The sequence below is a fragment of the Roseomonas genomospecies 6 genome (assembly GCF_008365375.1).
In the GTDB taxonomy this organism is placed as follows: domain Bacteria; phylum Pseudomonadota; class Alphaproteobacteria; order Azospirillales; family Azospirillaceae; genus Azospirillum.
Genome location: NZ_QOKW01000005.1, coordinates 104,091 through 117,246 on the forward strand (window position 1 = coordinate 104,091; position 13,156 = coordinate 117,246).

17 protein-coding genes are annotated in these 13,156 nt (G+C 69.0%); 9 read left to right on the forward strand and 8 right to left on the reverse strand.

Features of this window, described 5'->3' with window-relative positions; all coding sequences use genetic code 11:
* Window positions 1-274: 274 nt before the first annotated feature.
* The 5 genes from ffh to rplS all read left to right on the forward strand — a co-directional run bounded on the left by ffh (window position 275) and on the right by rplS (window position 4,004).
* Window positions 275-1,642 carry a signal recognition particle protein gene (gene ffh, locus DS843_RS08635; RefSeq protein ID WP_149468484.1) on the forward strand — a complete coding sequence of 456 codons (1,368 nt, stop codon included), beginning with the start codon at window positions 275-277 and terminating at the stop codon, window positions 1,640-1,642.
* Window positions 1,643-1,724: 82 nt separating this feature from the next.
* Window positions 1,725-2,078 (forward strand): 30S ribosomal protein S16, encoded by a 354-nt coding sequence (gene rpsP, locus DS843_RS08640; protein ID WP_149468485.1) that lies wholly within the window; start codon window positions 1,725-1,727, stop codon window positions 2,076-2,078.
* Between the two features lie 99 nt (window positions 2,079-2,177).
* The gene (gene rimM, locus DS843_RS08645; RefSeq protein WP_149468486.1) at window positions 2,178-2,774 is read left to right on the forward strand and encodes a ribosome maturation factor RimM; all 597 of its coding nucleotides are present in this window, start codon (window positions 2,178-2,180) and stop codon (window positions 2,772-2,774) included.
* Window positions 2,771-3,571, forward strand: coding sequence for a tRNA (guanosine(37)-N1)-methyltransferase TrmD (gene trmD, locus DS843_RS08650; RefSeq protein ID WP_149468487.1), 801 nt, complete (start codon window positions 2,771-2,773; stop codon window positions 3,569-3,571). Before rimM ends, trmD begins: the two co-directional genes overlap by 4 nt.
* A gap of 40 nt (window positions 3,572-3,611) precedes the next feature.
* A complete protein-coding gene (gene rplS / locus DS843_RS08655; RefSeq protein ID WP_109070757.1) occupies window positions 3,612-4,004 on the forward strand; it encodes a 50S ribosomal protein L19 in 393 nt (130 codons plus the stop codon).
* A 94-nt stretch (window positions 4,005-4,098) separates the two neighbouring features.
* On the opposite strand, the gene DS843_RS08660 is transcribed toward rplS, so the two are convergent.
* Together DS843_RS08660 and DS843_RS08665 are read right to left on the reverse strand one after the other, a co-directional pair.
* The gene (locus tag DS843_RS08660) at window positions 4,099-5,013 is read right to left on the reverse strand and encodes a DMT family transporter (protein WP_167525243.1); all 915 of its coding nucleotides are present in this window, start codon (window positions 5,011-5,013) and stop codon (window positions 4,099-4,101) included.
* A gap of 109 nt (window positions 5,014-5,122) precedes the next feature.
* The gene (locus DS843_RS08665) at window positions 5,123-5,320 is read right to left on the reverse strand and encodes a hypothetical protein (RefSeq protein WP_149468489.1); all 198 of its coding nucleotides are present in this window, start codon (window positions 5,318-5,320) and stop codon (window positions 5,123-5,125) included.
* A 249-nt stretch (window positions 5,321-5,569) separates the two neighbouring features.
* Between DS843_RS08665 and leuC the strand changes: the two genes are divergently transcribed.
* From leuC to DS843_RS08685, 4 genes are all read left to right on the forward strand, one after another.
* Window positions 5,570-6,973, forward strand: a complete 1,404-nt coding sequence (leuC, locus tag DS843_RS08670) for a 3-isopropylmalate dehydratase large subunit (protein WP_149468490.1) — start codon at window positions 5,570-5,572, stop codon at window positions 6,971-6,973.
* A gap of 86 nt (window positions 6,974-7,059) precedes the next feature.
* Window positions 7,060-7,749, forward strand: a complete 690-nt coding sequence (locus tag DS843_RS08675) for a helix-turn-helix transcriptional regulator (protein WP_149468491.1) — start codon at window positions 7,060-7,062, stop codon at window positions 7,747-7,749.
* Between the two features lie 105 nt (window positions 7,750-7,854).
* Window positions 7,855-8,232, forward strand: coding sequence for a VOC family protein (locus DS843_RS08680; protein ID WP_149468492.1), 378 nt, complete (start codon window positions 7,855-7,857; stop codon window positions 8,230-8,232).
* An 8-nt stretch (window positions 8,233-8,240) separates the two neighbouring features.
* Entirely contained in the window at window positions 8,241-8,681 is a 441-nt protein-coding gene (locus DS843_RS08685; protein ID WP_149468493.1) for an EVE domain-containing protein, read from the forward strand.
* A 25-nt stretch (window positions 8,682-8,706) separates the two neighbouring features.
* Here the strand turns inward: DS843_RS08685 and DS843_RS08690 are convergent, their stop codons facing one another.
* The 6 genes from DS843_RS08690 to DS843_RS08715 all read right to left on the reverse strand — a co-directional run bounded on the left by DS843_RS08690 (window position 8,707) and on the right by DS843_RS08715 (window position 12,986).
* On the reverse strand, window positions 8,707-10,038 hold the full coding sequence (locus tag DS843_RS08690) for a branched-chain amino acid ABC transporter permease (protein ID WP_149468494.1): 1,332 nt from the start codon (window positions 10,036-10,038) through the stop codon (window positions 8,707-8,709).
* Window positions 10,039-10,121: 83 nt separating this feature from the next.
* On the reverse strand, window positions 10,122-10,859 hold the full coding sequence (truA, locus tag DS843_RS08695) for a tRNA pseudouridine(38-40) synthase TruA (RefSeq protein WP_149468495.1): 738 nt from the start codon (window positions 10,857-10,859) through the stop codon (window positions 10,122-10,124).
* Complete coding sequence (fmt, locus tag DS843_RS08700) at window positions 10,841-11,794, reverse strand: methionyl-tRNA formyltransferase (RefSeq protein WP_149468496.1); 954 nt, start codon at window positions 11,792-11,794, stop codon at window positions 10,841-10,843. The genes truA and fmt overlap by 19 nt, the downstream gene beginning before the upstream one ends.
* A 24-nt stretch (window positions 11,795-11,818) precedes the next feature.
* Window positions 11,819-12,325 carry a peptide deformylase gene (gene def, locus DS843_RS08705; RefSeq protein ID WP_149468497.1) on the reverse strand — a complete coding sequence of 169 codons (507 nt, stop codon included), beginning with the start codon at window positions 12,323-12,325 and terminating at the stop codon, window positions 11,819-11,821.
* A 116-nt stretch (window positions 12,326-12,441) separates the two neighbouring features.
* Window positions 12,442-12,672, reverse strand: coding sequence for a hypothetical protein (locus DS843_RS08710; RefSeq protein ID WP_149468498.1), 231 nt, complete (start codon window positions 12,670-12,672; stop codon window positions 12,442-12,444).
* 104 nt (window positions 12,673-12,776) lie between these two features.
* On the reverse strand, window positions 12,777-12,986 hold the full coding sequence (locus tag DS843_RS08715; RefSeq protein WP_014239340.1) for a cold-shock protein: 210 nt from the start codon (window positions 12,984-12,986) through the stop codon (window positions 12,777-12,779).
* Between the last annotated feature and the right edge of the window lie 170 nt (window positions 12,987-13,156).

Here is a 13,156-nt window from a genome sequence, read left to right on the forward strand (position 1 = left end):
GGCGTCGTTCCGCAGGCGGAAAAGCCCTGGACTGTGTAGGGGGATGGTGGACCTTCACGGGCTGTTCGGCAAGAAAACTCGTTCCGGCATGGTTGACTCCGCCCCCCGCGATGCGTATGGTCCGCCGACCTGCATCCGTCGAGCCATCGACCGGGTACCATCGGCCTGAGTGCCGGGGACCTCCGCCAGTCCGCGAGTTTCGCGCACTGGCTCGTTTGTGCTTGAGCCGATCGCGTTCGAACGGATGGAGACCGAAACTGAGGACCGCTGACCCATGTTCGATGGCCTGACCGGACGCCTGGGCGACATCTTCGACAAGCTGCGCCGCCGCGGCGCGCTGAGCGAGGAGGACGTCAACGCCGCGCTGCGCGAGGTGCGCGTGGCGCTGCTGGAGGCCGACGTCGCCCTGCCGGTGGTCAAGCAGTTCGTCAACCAGGTCAAGGAACGCGCGATCGGCCAGGAGGTCCTGCGCTCGATCACCCCCGGCCAGCAGGTCATCAAGATCGTCCACGACAACCTCGTGGAGATGCTGGGGCAGGGCGAGGACATCAACCTCGCCGCCGCCGCCCCCGTGCCGATCCTGATGGTCGGCCTCCAGGGCTCGGGCAAGACCACCAGCACCGCCAAGATCGCGTTGCGCCTGAAGAACCGGGACCGCAAGAAGGTCCTGATGGCCTCGCTGGACGTGCGCCGTCCGGCGGCACAGGAGCAGCTCAAGGTTCTGGGCGAGCAGACCGGCGTCGCCACGCTGCCCATCGTTCCCGGCCAGGACCCCGTCGCCATCGCGCGGCGCGCCATCGAGACCGGGCGCCGCGAAGGCTACGACGTGGTCATGCTCGACACCGCCGGCCGCCTGTCCATCGACGAGGAGTTGATGGCCGAGGTCGCGGCCGTGCGCGACGCGACCAAGCCGGCGGAGACGCTGCTGGTCGCCGACGCCATGACCGGCCAGGACGCGGTGACGGTCGCCACCAACTTCAACGACAAGGTGGGCATCACCGGCATCATGCTGACCCGCGTGGACGGCGATGCCCGCGGCGGTGCCGCCCTGTCGATGCGCCAGATCACCGGCAAGCCGATCAAGCTGCTTGGCATGGGCGAGAAGATCGACGCCCTGGAGGCCTTCCATCCCGACCGCATCGCCGGGCGCATCCTCGGCATGGGCGACGTGGTGTCGCTGGTCGAGAAGGCCGCCGAGAGCATCGACAAGGAAGAGGCCGAGAAGCTCGCCCGCAAGATGGAGAAGGGCCAGGGCTTCGACCTCGACGACATGGCCTCCCAGCTCAAGCAGCTCCGCAAGATGGGCGGCATGTCCGGCCTGATGGGCATGCTGCCGGGCATCGGCAAGATCAAGAATCAGCTCAAGGACGCGAACATCGACGACGGGATGATCAAGCGCCAGGAGGCGATCATCTCCTCGATGACGAAGAAGGAGCGCAAGAACCCCGAACTCATCAAGGCGTCGCGCCGCAAGCGCATCGCCGCCGGCTCCGGCACCAGCGTGCAGGAGGTGAACAAGCTGCTGAAGCAGTACGACACCATGCGCGGCATGATGAAGCAGGTTCAGAAGCTGGGGCAGAAGGGGCTGATGCGCCACGGGCTGCAAAGCCTCCTGCCGAAGAATTTCCGGGGGCCGAACTAAGCCTCCGGCGAAAGCACCGCGCGACGAGCGCGATCACGTTCAACCGCACACCAAGCGACTACACCAAGGAAGCGACTGTCCCATGTCCCTGAAGATCCGTCTGGCCCGTGGCGGCGCCAAGAAGCGTCCGTTCTACTCGATCGTCGTCGCCGATTCGCGCAGCCCGCGTGACGGCCGCTTCATCGAGAAGATCGGCACCTACAACCCGATGCTGCCGCGCGAGCACGAGCAGCGCATCGTCCTGGACGCCGAGCGCGCCAAGCATTGGCTGTCGGTCGGCGGCCAGCCGACGGACCGCGTCGCCCTGTTCCTGGCGAACGCCGGCCTGATCGCCAAGCCGGAAATCCGCGAGACCCCGAAGAAGTCCGCCCCGAAGGCCAAGGCGCAGGAGCGTCTGAAGGCCGAGGCCGCCGCCAAGGCCGCCGCCGAGGGCTGATAGGGACAGAGGCGTCAGCCTTCTCCGATTCCCTCCCCTGCGAAGCGGGGGAGGGGTAGGGAGGGGGCAAGCGGCGCCCGCAAAGCACACGCTCAACCCATGTCCACAAAAGTCTGTGTCGGCCAATTCGCCGGGGCGCATGGCGTCCGTGGCCTCGTGAAGGTGAAAAGCTTCACGGAGGACCCGGAAGCCGTGGCGTCCTACGGCCCCCTCTCGGACGAGCGGGGCGCCCGGCGCTACACGCTGACGCTTCAGGGCGCCATGAAGGACCTGTTCCTGGTCCGCGTCGATGGCATCGCCACGCGCGAACAGGCGCAGGAGCTGACCGGTGTCCGCCTCTATGTGGACCGTTCCGCTCTGCCCGAGACGGAGGACGAGGACGAGTTCTACCACGCCGACCTGATCGGCCTGCGTGCGGAACTCGCCGACGGCACCGTCTGGGGCACGGTGAAGGCGCTGTACGACTTCGGAGCCGGTGACGTGCTGGAGATCCGCACGGAATCGGGGCCGCTGGAGATGCTGCCCTTCACCCGCGCCTGCGTTCCGGTGGTGGACGTGAAGGGAGGCCGCGTCGTGGTCGATCTTCCCGCCGTCGTCGAAGCGCGCGAAGGCGAGGCGGAAAAGGATGGAGCGGACGCGCCGGATGGCGCGGATGACGCTGAAGACGACGTTGAAAACAAGGGAACCCGCCCGTGAATCACGGCGCTTCCGGTTCTCTTGCCTGGACGGTCAAGGTTCTGACGCTGTTCCCGGAGATGTTTCCGGGTCCGCTGGGGCTCAGCCTCGCGGGAAAGGCGCTGGAAAATGGAGTCTGGGCGTTGGAATCAGTGGACATTCGCACGTTCGCGCGCGATAAACACCGCTCCGTCGACGACACCCCCTTCGGCGGAGGGGCCGGCATGGTCATGCGGCCCGACGTGCTGGACGCGGCTCTGACCGCGACGGCGGGTCCTCCGGGCACTCCTGGACGCGGACGGGCGATCTACCTGTCGCCTCGCGGACGGGTGCTCGACCAGGAGCTGGTCAAGGAGCTGGCGGCCACCCCGGTGGTCACCCTGCTCTGCGGCCGGTACGAAGGGGTGGATGAGCGGGTGCTGGATGCGCACGGCCTTGAGGAGGTCAGCCTCGGGGATTTCGTGCTGTCCGGCGGCGAGACCGCCGCCCTGTGCCTGATCGACGCCGTGGTGCGCTTGCTCCCCGGTGTCATGGGCAATGTGGAGACGGCGGGCGAGGAAAGTTTCGAACGGGGGTTGCTCGAATACCCCCACTACACCCGGCCCGCGGTCTGGACCGACGGGCAGGGTGTGGAACGGTCGGTCCCGGACATCCTGTTGTCCGGCCACCACGAGAAGGTTCGCGCCTGGCGGCTCGCCGAGGCGGAGCGGATCACCCAGGCCCGGCGACCGGACCTGTGGGACCGCTACGAGGCGGGGCGCAAGGCCGAGGGTCAGATTGGGAAACGGGGTCGCCGGCGCGGCCCGAAACCAGAGTGACGGTCCGCCGCGAGGCGCACCGATGGAAAGGGGTAGTGTCATGAACCTGTTGCAGCAGCTCGAGCAGGAGCAGATCGAGAAGGCCCTCGGCGGCAAGACCATTCCGGAGTTCTCGCCGGGCGACACCGTCCGCGTGAACGTGAAGGTGGTCGAGGGCACGCGCGAGCGTGTCCAGGCTTACGAGGGCGTCGTGATCGCCCGCCGGAACGCCGGCGTGAATTCGTCCTTCACCGTCCGCAAGATCAGCTACGGCGAGGGTGTGGAGCGCGTGTTCCCGCTCTACTCCCCGCGTCTGGAGTCGATCGAGCTGGTCCGCAAGGGCGCCGTCCGCCGCGCCAAGCTGTACTATCTGCGCGACCGTCGCGGCAAGTCGGCCCGTATCGCCGAGCGCACGACCGGCCGTGGCATGAACACGAAGGCCGCCGCGGAGTAATCCGGCGCCCTTCCGTTCGGTACGCCTACACCAGCACCCGCCCGGAGCGATCCGGGCGGGTGTTTGGCGTTGGGGGCGATGAGAAGCTTTCGCCCTACCGTGTCCGCATCGTCGTCAATATCCCCGCCCCGATCAGCGCCACCGCGATCAACACGCCGGCCGTCAGGGGCTCGCCCATGAAGACCGCGCTCAGCAGCAGGGCGGTGACGGGGACGAGGCAGATGATCTGCCCAGCCTGGGCCGCCGGCATTGCGGTCAGCGATTTCGCCCACCACCAGAAGCACAGCCCCGTGGCGATCACCCAGTTGAAGGCCAGAACGGTGCCCAGCGCGGGCGTCCAGTGGATGGGCCGGGCGTGCTCCGCCGCCAGGGCGAGCGGGGCGGTCGCCAGCGCGCTGACCGCGATCTGCCAGAAGGTCTGGGTCCAGAAGGGCGTCCGCCATCCGCCGCGCCGGCGGCGGTAGAGGGTGGCGCCGAGCGCCCAGCTCAGCGCGCAGGCGAGCAGCAGCCCGTTGCCGAGCAGCACCGCCGGGTTGCTCCAGTCCAGCAGGGCCGGGTTGAAGAAGACGAGGACGCCGGCGAAGGTCAGCAGCGCGCCGATCACCCGCCCGCGCGTGACGCGCTCCCCGGCCAGCAGCACGCCCAGCGGCAGAGCCCACATCTGCATGGTGTAGGCCAGCACCGCGGCCCGACCCGGAGGCACCACCCGCAGGGCGAGGGCGCTGAGGTCCAGCATGCCGGCGATCTGCAGCAGCCCGACGAGGGCCAGCGGCCAGCGCTCCCCCGGCTGCGGCAGAAGGGGAAAGCGCAGCACCCGCGACAGCAGCGCTAGAACCGCCGCCGCCCCGGCGAAGCGCAGGAGACAGAAGGTCAGCGGCCCGATGTCGGACAGGGCCAGCTTCATCAGGGGCCAGTTGGCCCCCCAGAACAGAACGATTCCCGCAAGCTGCGCGTAGACCGCAGCGCCCGGCCCGCCCATCGGGCCGTCGCCGGGCGCGGCGCGTGGCATGGCCTGATCCGCCATGAGTCCTCCCACCCCGAATGTCGCCGCATCCTACGGCGCGGGCGGAGATGGAAGGTCTGCGTTCCCCGGGCGGCTGCTCCGCGCGGGGTCCGTCTTACGGTGTGGCGCCGGTCGAGAAGCCGGTCAGAACCTGGATGCCGAACCAGCCGCCGATGGCGAACAGCACCAGAAGGATCATGGTGGTGGCGATGGCGATGTTGGTCTGGCGGATGCGCCGGCAGTTCGGGCAGCCGGGCAGGTCGGCGGGATAAGGCCGCTCGCAGCGTTCACAGCGGACAGTGCGGTCCGTCACGGTATGACCCTTCGGCATATGGGGCGATGGAGATGGGTGGGCGGACGCTATCATAGGAGCGTGCGGGCCGCCACCCGGCGGACGGGCAAAAGGAATCGCCCGTTTCCCCCGATGCGGAATGCGGGGGTTTTCCACAGGCTCGGCCTTGTCCTGGTTGAAAGAGACGGCTATTGTGCGGCCCTCTTACCGCACGCTTCGTTCGTCCGGTCTGTGGTTTGCGAGAGAGAATTGCCGCGAGAGAGAGTTGCTATGTCCAAGCCGCGCACCCTGTTCGACAAGATTTGGGACAGCCACGTCGTCCACCGTCAGGACGACGGCACCTGCATCCTCTACATCGACCGCCATCTGGTCCATGAAGTGACCAGCCCGCAGGCGTTCGAGGGGCTGCGGCTTGCCGGCCGTCCGGTGCGCCGTCCGGAAGCGACCCTCGCCGTGCCCGACCACAACGTGCCGACCACCGACCGCTCCAAGGGCATCGTCGAGGAGGAAAGCCGCATCCAGGTCGAGACGCTGGACAAGAACGCGCGCGACTTCGGCATCCGCTATTTCCCGATGGACGACGTCCGCCAGGGCATCGTGCACATCGTCGGCCCGGAGCAGGGCTTCACGCTGCCCGGCGCCACCATCGTCTGCGGCGACAGCCACACGGCCACGCACGGCGCGTTCGGCGCGCTCGCCTTCGGCATCGGCACGTCGGAGGTGGAGCATGTGCTGGCCACCCAGACCCTGCTGCAGAAGCCGGCCAAGAACATGCTGGTCCGCGTCGACGGCGAACTGCCGCCGGGCGTGACCGCCAAGGACATCGTGCTGGCGATCATCGGCAAGATCGGCACCGCCGGCGGCACCGGCCACGTCATCGAATTCGCCGGCGAGGCCATCCGCGGCCTGTCGATGGAAGGCCGCATGACCGTCTGCAACATGGCCATCGAGGGTGGCGCCCGCGCCGGCCTGATCGCCCCGGACGAGAAGACCTTCGAGTATGTGAAGGGCCGTGCCCTGGCTCCGAAGGCCGGCGCCTGGGAGCAGGCGGTGGAGTATTGGAAGACCCTGCCGTCGGACGAGGGCGCGGTCTATGACACCACCGTCGTTCTGAACGCCGCCGACATCGTTCCGCAGGTCACCTGGGGCACCAGCCCGGAGGACGTGCTGCCGATCACCGCCACCGTTCCGAACCCGGCGGACGTGGCCGACGCCGGCAAGCGCGCCGCCGTCGAGCGCTCGCTGGCCTACATGGGCCTGGAGCCCGGCCAGAAGCTGACCGACGTGAAGGTGGACACCGTCTTCATTGGTTCCTGCACGAACGGCCGCATCGAGGATCTGCGCGCCGCCGCGGTGATCGCGCAGGGCCGCAAGGTGGCCGAGGGCGTGCGCGCCCTGGTCGTCCCCGGCTCGGGTCTGGTGAAGGAGCAGGCGGAGGAAGAGGGTCTGGACAAGATCTTCACCGAGGCCGGTTTCGAGTGGCGCGAGCCGGGCTGTTCCATGTGCCTCGCCATGAACGCCGACCGCCTGTCGCCGGGCGAGCGCAGCGCCTCGACCTCCAACCGCAACTTCGAAGGCCGTCAGGGCCGCGGCGGGCGCACCCACCTGCTCAGCCCGGCCATGGCCGCCGCGGCTGCGGTGACCGGGCACCTGACGGACGTCCGCAGCCTGTAACAGGCCGTACGCCTTCACGATGTGACGCCCGAAGCGGGGATGGCAGTCAAGCCGTCTCCGCTTCGGCATTTTCGGGGCCTGCTGCGGTGTCGCGCGCCGAACGGCTGATCGATCTGATCCAATGCCTCCGGCGCCACCGCCGGCCGGTCAGCGGGCATGTCCTCGCCGACGAACTCGGCGTCAGCCTTCGCACGATCTACCGCGACATCGCCACCTTGCAGGCGCAGGGGGCGAGGATCGACGGAGAGCCGGGCGTCGGCTATCTCCTGCAGCCCGGTTTCCTGCTGCCGCCGCTGATGTTCGCGGAGGAGGAGATCGAGGCGCTCGCCCTCGGCATCCGCTGGGTGGCCGACCGTGCGGACGGCGCGCTGGGGGCGGCGGCGCAGAACGCGCTCGCCAAGATCGCGGCGGTGCTTCCGCCGGACCTCCGCGACCGGATGGACGCCTCCGCGCTGCTCGTCGGGCCGGGCGAACCAATCGTCGGGGACGGCGTCGACCTCGCCATCGTCCGGCGGGCCATCCGCAGCGAGCGCAAGCTCTCCATCGCCTACCGCGACCGCGACGGGGCCGCCACCGACCGCATCGTCTGGCCCTTCGCGCTCGGCTTCTTCGACCGTTTGCGCGTCCTGGTCGCGTGGTGCGAGCTGCGCGGGGCGATCCGCCATTTCCGCGCCGACCGCATCGTGTCCGTGAGTCCGCTGGACGCCCGCTACCCGCGGCGGCGGCAGGCGTTGCTGAAGGAGTGGCGCGAGGCCGAGGGCATCCCGGAGCGGTGAGCGCGTCCGCGCACGGCTGCTGACAGAAACTGTCAGTGTGTTGCCCTAGCTTGGTCTTCGCCGGACGGGATCGCCCGTACCGGAGACCAGCGAGGAAGCCAGCCCATGTTCAGCGCCAACATCATCCTTCTCTATGTGGACAGCCCCACCGCCAGCGCCGCCTTCTACGCCGACCTGACCGGCAAGCCGCCGGTCGAGGCGTCGCCCACTTTCGCCATGTTCGCCCTGGACTCCGGCGTCATGCTGGGGCTGTGGTCGCGCCACACGGTGCAGCCGGCGGCCTCTGTCGGACCGCTGGGCGGCAGCGGCGAGATCGGTTTCCGCGTGGCCGACGCCGAGGCGGTGCAGACCCTTCACGACGACTGGGTGCGGCGCTGCCTGACCATCGCCCAACCGCCCACCGCCATGGATTTCGGGCACACCTTCGTCGCTCTGGACCCGGACGGGCACCGCCTGCGCGTCTTCGCCCCGATGGAAGCATGAGGCGCGCCATGAGTCAGGCCACCACCAGCCGCAGTTGGATCGCCATCGCCTCCGCCGAGCATGTCCGGCGGGGGCGGGCGGAGGGCTTCATGCAGGTCTGCCACGGCAAGGCGGCGCCATTGCGCCGCATCCTCCCGGGGGACCGCGTCGCCTATTACTCGCCGACGGAGCGGTTCCAGGGGAAGGACCGCCTGCAATCCTTCACCGCCGTCGGGATCGTGCGGGACGGCGACCCCTACCGGTTCGATATGGGCGGGGGCTTCGTTCCCTTCCGCCGCGACGTGCGCTGGCTGGACGGGCGGGAGACGCCGATCCAGCCCCTGCTCGATCGGCTGGACTTTTCCGCCGGGGTGCGGAACTGGGGCTATCCGTTCCGCTTCGGGCTGTTCACGGTGACCGACCGCGACCTGGACACCATCGCCGCGGCCATGGGGGCGACCCTGCCCTGACCGGCCACCGGCACCGGGGGGCTGTTCAATCCCCCCGCCCGCGGCTTCGGCCCATCAGCCCGTCCGGGCGGAAGATCAGGAAGAGGGTGAGCAGGCCGAAGGCCACGATGTCCTTGTAGGCGATGGCGAAATAGGCCGACCAGAAGGTCTCGACCAACCCCAGCAGAGCGCCGCCCAGCATGGCGCCGGGGACCGATCCGATGCCGCCGACCACCGCGGCGGCCAGCGCCTTGAAGCCCACCAGATAGCCCGTGTAGAAATTCACCCCGCCGTAATAGAGCGCGATCACCGCTCCCGCCGCCGCAGCCAGCGCGCCGCCGACCGCGAAGGTGATGGCGACCGTGCGGTCCACATCCACCCCGACCAGCTCCGCCGCCTCCACGTCGTCGGCGCAGGCGCGGTGGGCGCGGCCATAGGCGGTGCGCTGCATGACGGCCCACAGCAGGGTGTACAGCCCTCCGGTCATCAGCAGGATCGCCGCCTGCGAGGTCAGGGCGGTGACGGTGAAGGCACCATCGCTGAACAGCTCGTGCCGGTCGGCCAGGAAGGGAGCGGGCCACCAGTCACGGGCTCCCTGCAGAAGCCGCATCCCCTCCTGCCAGGCGATGGATAAGCCGACGGCGGCGATCAGCGGCGTGTGGCTGTGGGCGCGGCGCAGGCGGCGGAACACAAGCCGGTCCATGGTCCAGCCCTGCACGGCGGTGAAGGCCATCACCGTGGCGAAGACGCCCAGCACCGCCAGAGGCAGGCCGCCTAGCCCGGCCATGCCAAGCGCCGCCGCGCCCATCGCGGTCAGCATGGCGCCGATCATGGTCAACTCGCCCATCGCCAGATTGATCTGCCCCAGGATGCCGTAGACCAGCGTGTAGCCCAGAGCCAGCAGCCCGTAGACGCAGGCCACCGTGGCCGCGTTGATGACCTGTTGCAGGAAGAACAGGACCGGCGCCCAATCCGTCCGCGGACCCCGTTCCGGCCCGGTCGCCTCCGGCGGCAGGCCGAGGCGCGCCGCGGGAAGGCCGGCCCAGACGCGCAGCATGGTGAATTGCATGGGCGTCAGCCACCCCATGCGGTCGGTCGCCACCGCCACAAGCTCGTGCCGGCGCGAATCGAAGAAGCGTCCGCCGAAGCGGCAGGCGATCCAGTGGGTCTCGGCACCCGCGCGGTAGGTCAGGCGCAGAGTCGGCTCCTCGCCCGCCATCGCCGCCGTGTCCGAGACCGTGACGGGGCCGGGTTCGAAGGCGGGGATCAGCTTCCGGCACAGGGCCGCCTGATCGCCGTCCACCCCGCAGCCGGTCAGCAGCAGGGCGGCAAGCAGCAGCAACAGCGGCGGGAACAGGCGCGGCGGACGGCGATGCACGGCGGCGGGAACCCGGCCGGTTGATCGTTCGCCGGAGAATCTATCGGTTCTCGATGTGGAACGCCAGACGCCGCCTTGCGGCGTCAGTAGCGGGCACCGACGAAATACAGCCCGTCCGGCGGGGCGGTCGGCCCGGCGGCGGAGCGGTTGAGCGCCTCCAGCGCCCGGCGCAGGTCGTCGGCGCTCCATTTGCCGGCCCCGACCAGCTCCAGCGTGCCGACCATGTTGCGCACCTGATGGTGCAGGAAGGACCGGGCGGCGGCGTGCACGCGCACTTCGTCGCCGATCCGCTCCACAGCCAGCCGCTCCAGCGTCTTGACGGGGGAGTTGGCCTGGCAGAGCGAGGCGCGGAAGCTGGTGAAGTCATGCTGGCCCACCAGAACTTGCGCGGCCTCGTGCATCGCCTCCGCGTCGAGCGGGCGCATGACGTGCCAGGCGCGGCCCGTCTCCAGCGCCAGCGGGGCGCGGCGGTTGACGATGCGGTAGACGTAGCTGCGTCCCAGGCAGGTCATGCGGGCGTGGAAGTCTTCCGGAACGGCCTCGGCCAGCAGGACGGCGACCGGGGCGGGCCTCAGGTGGAAGTTCAGCGCGTCGCGCAGCTTCAGCCCGGTGAATGGCTTTTCAAGGTCGAAGTGGCAGACCTGCCCGAGCGCATGTACGCCCGCGTCCGTACGTCCGGAGGTGTGGACGCGTACGGTCTCGCCGGACAGACGTTCGATCGCCTCCTCCAGCGTCTGCTGGACGGAGGGGCCGTTGTCCTGCCGCTGCCAGCCCACGAAGGGCCGGCCGTCATATTCGAGGGTCAGTTTCCAGCGCTGCATGCGGCGTCGCCGAGAAGGGTGCCGGCGGGCAGGGCGAAGCCGCGCAGGAAGGCGGCGCCGTCCACCGGGGCCTTGCCGGGCCGCTGGACCAGGGTGAGGCGTACGGCGCCATCGGTGCAGGCGATGGTCAGTCGGTCGTCCAGCAGCGTGCCGGGCGCGGCCTTGCGCGCGCCGGGCGCGGGTTCGGCCTTCAGCACCTTGATGCGCTCGCCACGGATGTCGAACCAGCAGCCGGGCCAGGGGGTGAGGGCGCGGACCTGCCGCTCCACCGTGGCGGCGTCGCGCGTCCAGTCGAGCCGGCCATCCTCGCGCGTCAGCTTGGCGGCGTAGGTCACGCCCTCCTCGGGCTGGGGCTCGGCGGTCAGACGGCCGGCGGCGAGGCCGTCGAGCGCCTCCACGATCAGCCGCGCGCCCATGTCGGCCAAGGCGTCGTGCAGGCTGCTGGCGGTGGTGTCCGCGGTGATCGGCACCGCGTCCTTCAGCAGCATGGCGCCGGTGTCCAGCCCGATGTCCATCTGCATGATGGTGATGCCGGTCTCGGCGTCGCCCGCCAGGATCGAGCGCTGGATGGGGGCGGCCCCGCGCCAGCGTGGCAGCAGGGAGCCATGCACATTCAGGCAGCCCAGCCGCGGCGCGTCCAGGATCGGCTGCGGCAGGATCAGCCCATAGGCGGCGACCACCGCGGCGTCGGCCTTCAGCCCGGCGAATTCCGCCTGCGCCTCGGCGTTGCGCAGCGATTTGGGCGTGCGCACGGGGATGCCCCGCTCCTCGGCGAAGCGGTGGACCGGAGACTTCTGCACCTGCTGCCCGCGCCCGGCGGGGCGGGGCGGCTGGCTGTAGACGCAAACCACCTCGTGCCCGGCATCGGCCAGCGCGCGGAGGCTGGGCACGGCGAAATCCGGCGTGCCCATGAAAACGAGGCGGAGCGGCGTCATGAAGGATCGTCCAACGTCGATAGGTTAGGCGCGCTGCATCTTCTGGACCTTGCGCAGGATCATGTTGCGCTTCAGCATCGACAGGTAATCGACGAACAGAACGCCGTTCAGATGGTCGATCTCGTGCTGGATGCAGGTCGCCAGCATGCCGTCGGCTTCGATCTCGCGGGTCTCGTTGTTCTCGTCGAGGTAACGGACGCGGACCGCCGCCGGGCGGGTGACCTCGGCATACTGGTCGGGGACCGACAGGCAGCCCTCCTCGCACACCGAGGTGTCGTCCGACTTCCAGACGATTTCCGGATTGGCGAGGCGGATGGGGTTCGGCTCCTCGTCCTTCTCGTGCACGTCCACGACGATGACGCGCTCCAGGACGCCGATCTGCGGGGCGGCGAGGCCGATGCCCTTCGCGGCGTACATGGTTTCGACCATGTCGTCCATCAGCTTGGCGATGCGCGCGTCGACCTTCTCGACGGGCTTCGCCTTCTGCTTCAGGACGGGATGCGGGGCGACGAGGATATCCAGAACGGCCATGGGAACTCAGCAGCGGTGCGTGGAGGTGCGGCAATCTGTCAAAATATGAGGGGCGGGCCACGAGGTCAAGGAAGGCGGAAAGCGCAACCCGCCAATATCATTTCGCCGGCCGCGCCTCACAGAGGCGAGCGGGTGATCGACTTGATGGGGCCGCGGGGGTTGCCGGACATCTCGGCGATCTTGCGGTCCTGCTCTTCAAGGAAGCCGCGGGCTGGCTCGTCGCCGTCCAGGCCGCCCACCAGCGTGCCGGGAACCTTGCGGTTGGAGGTGCGGGCGCCGTCTTCGTACAGAACGTCGAACAGCACGAAGGCGCTGTCCACCGGCTGCTTCTTCTTGGTCTTGGCCATGGGGGAACTCCGAAAGTCAGGGTGTGCTTGTAGAGGAAAGACGCGCAACGGAAAAGGGCACCGGTTTCCCGGTGCCCTTTCCAAGCCGTGCCAAGAGACGTGGCTCAGACGGCCTTCAGGTTTTCGGCCGAGGTCTTGCCGCGCTTCGGATCGCGCTGTTCCTCGTAGGAAACCTTCTGGCCCTCGTTCAGGCTGCGCAGGCCCGCGCGCTCGACCGCGGAGATGTGGACGAACACGTCCGCACCGCCGTTGTCCGGCTGAATGAAACCATAACCCTTGGTGCTGTTGAACCACTTGACGGTACCGACAGGCATGATTGCCCTCCGATTGAATGAATGGCGCCGCATCGACCGGTGCGGCGCATCAGACTGTGTCCAGGCATAGCAACGATCTGGGCACCCGAAGGCGTAGCAGGCCGGCAGTCCGAAGCAGAATGACAGGAGGGAGATTGGGACCGATCCCGTTCTTTGCAAGTCGAAACAGA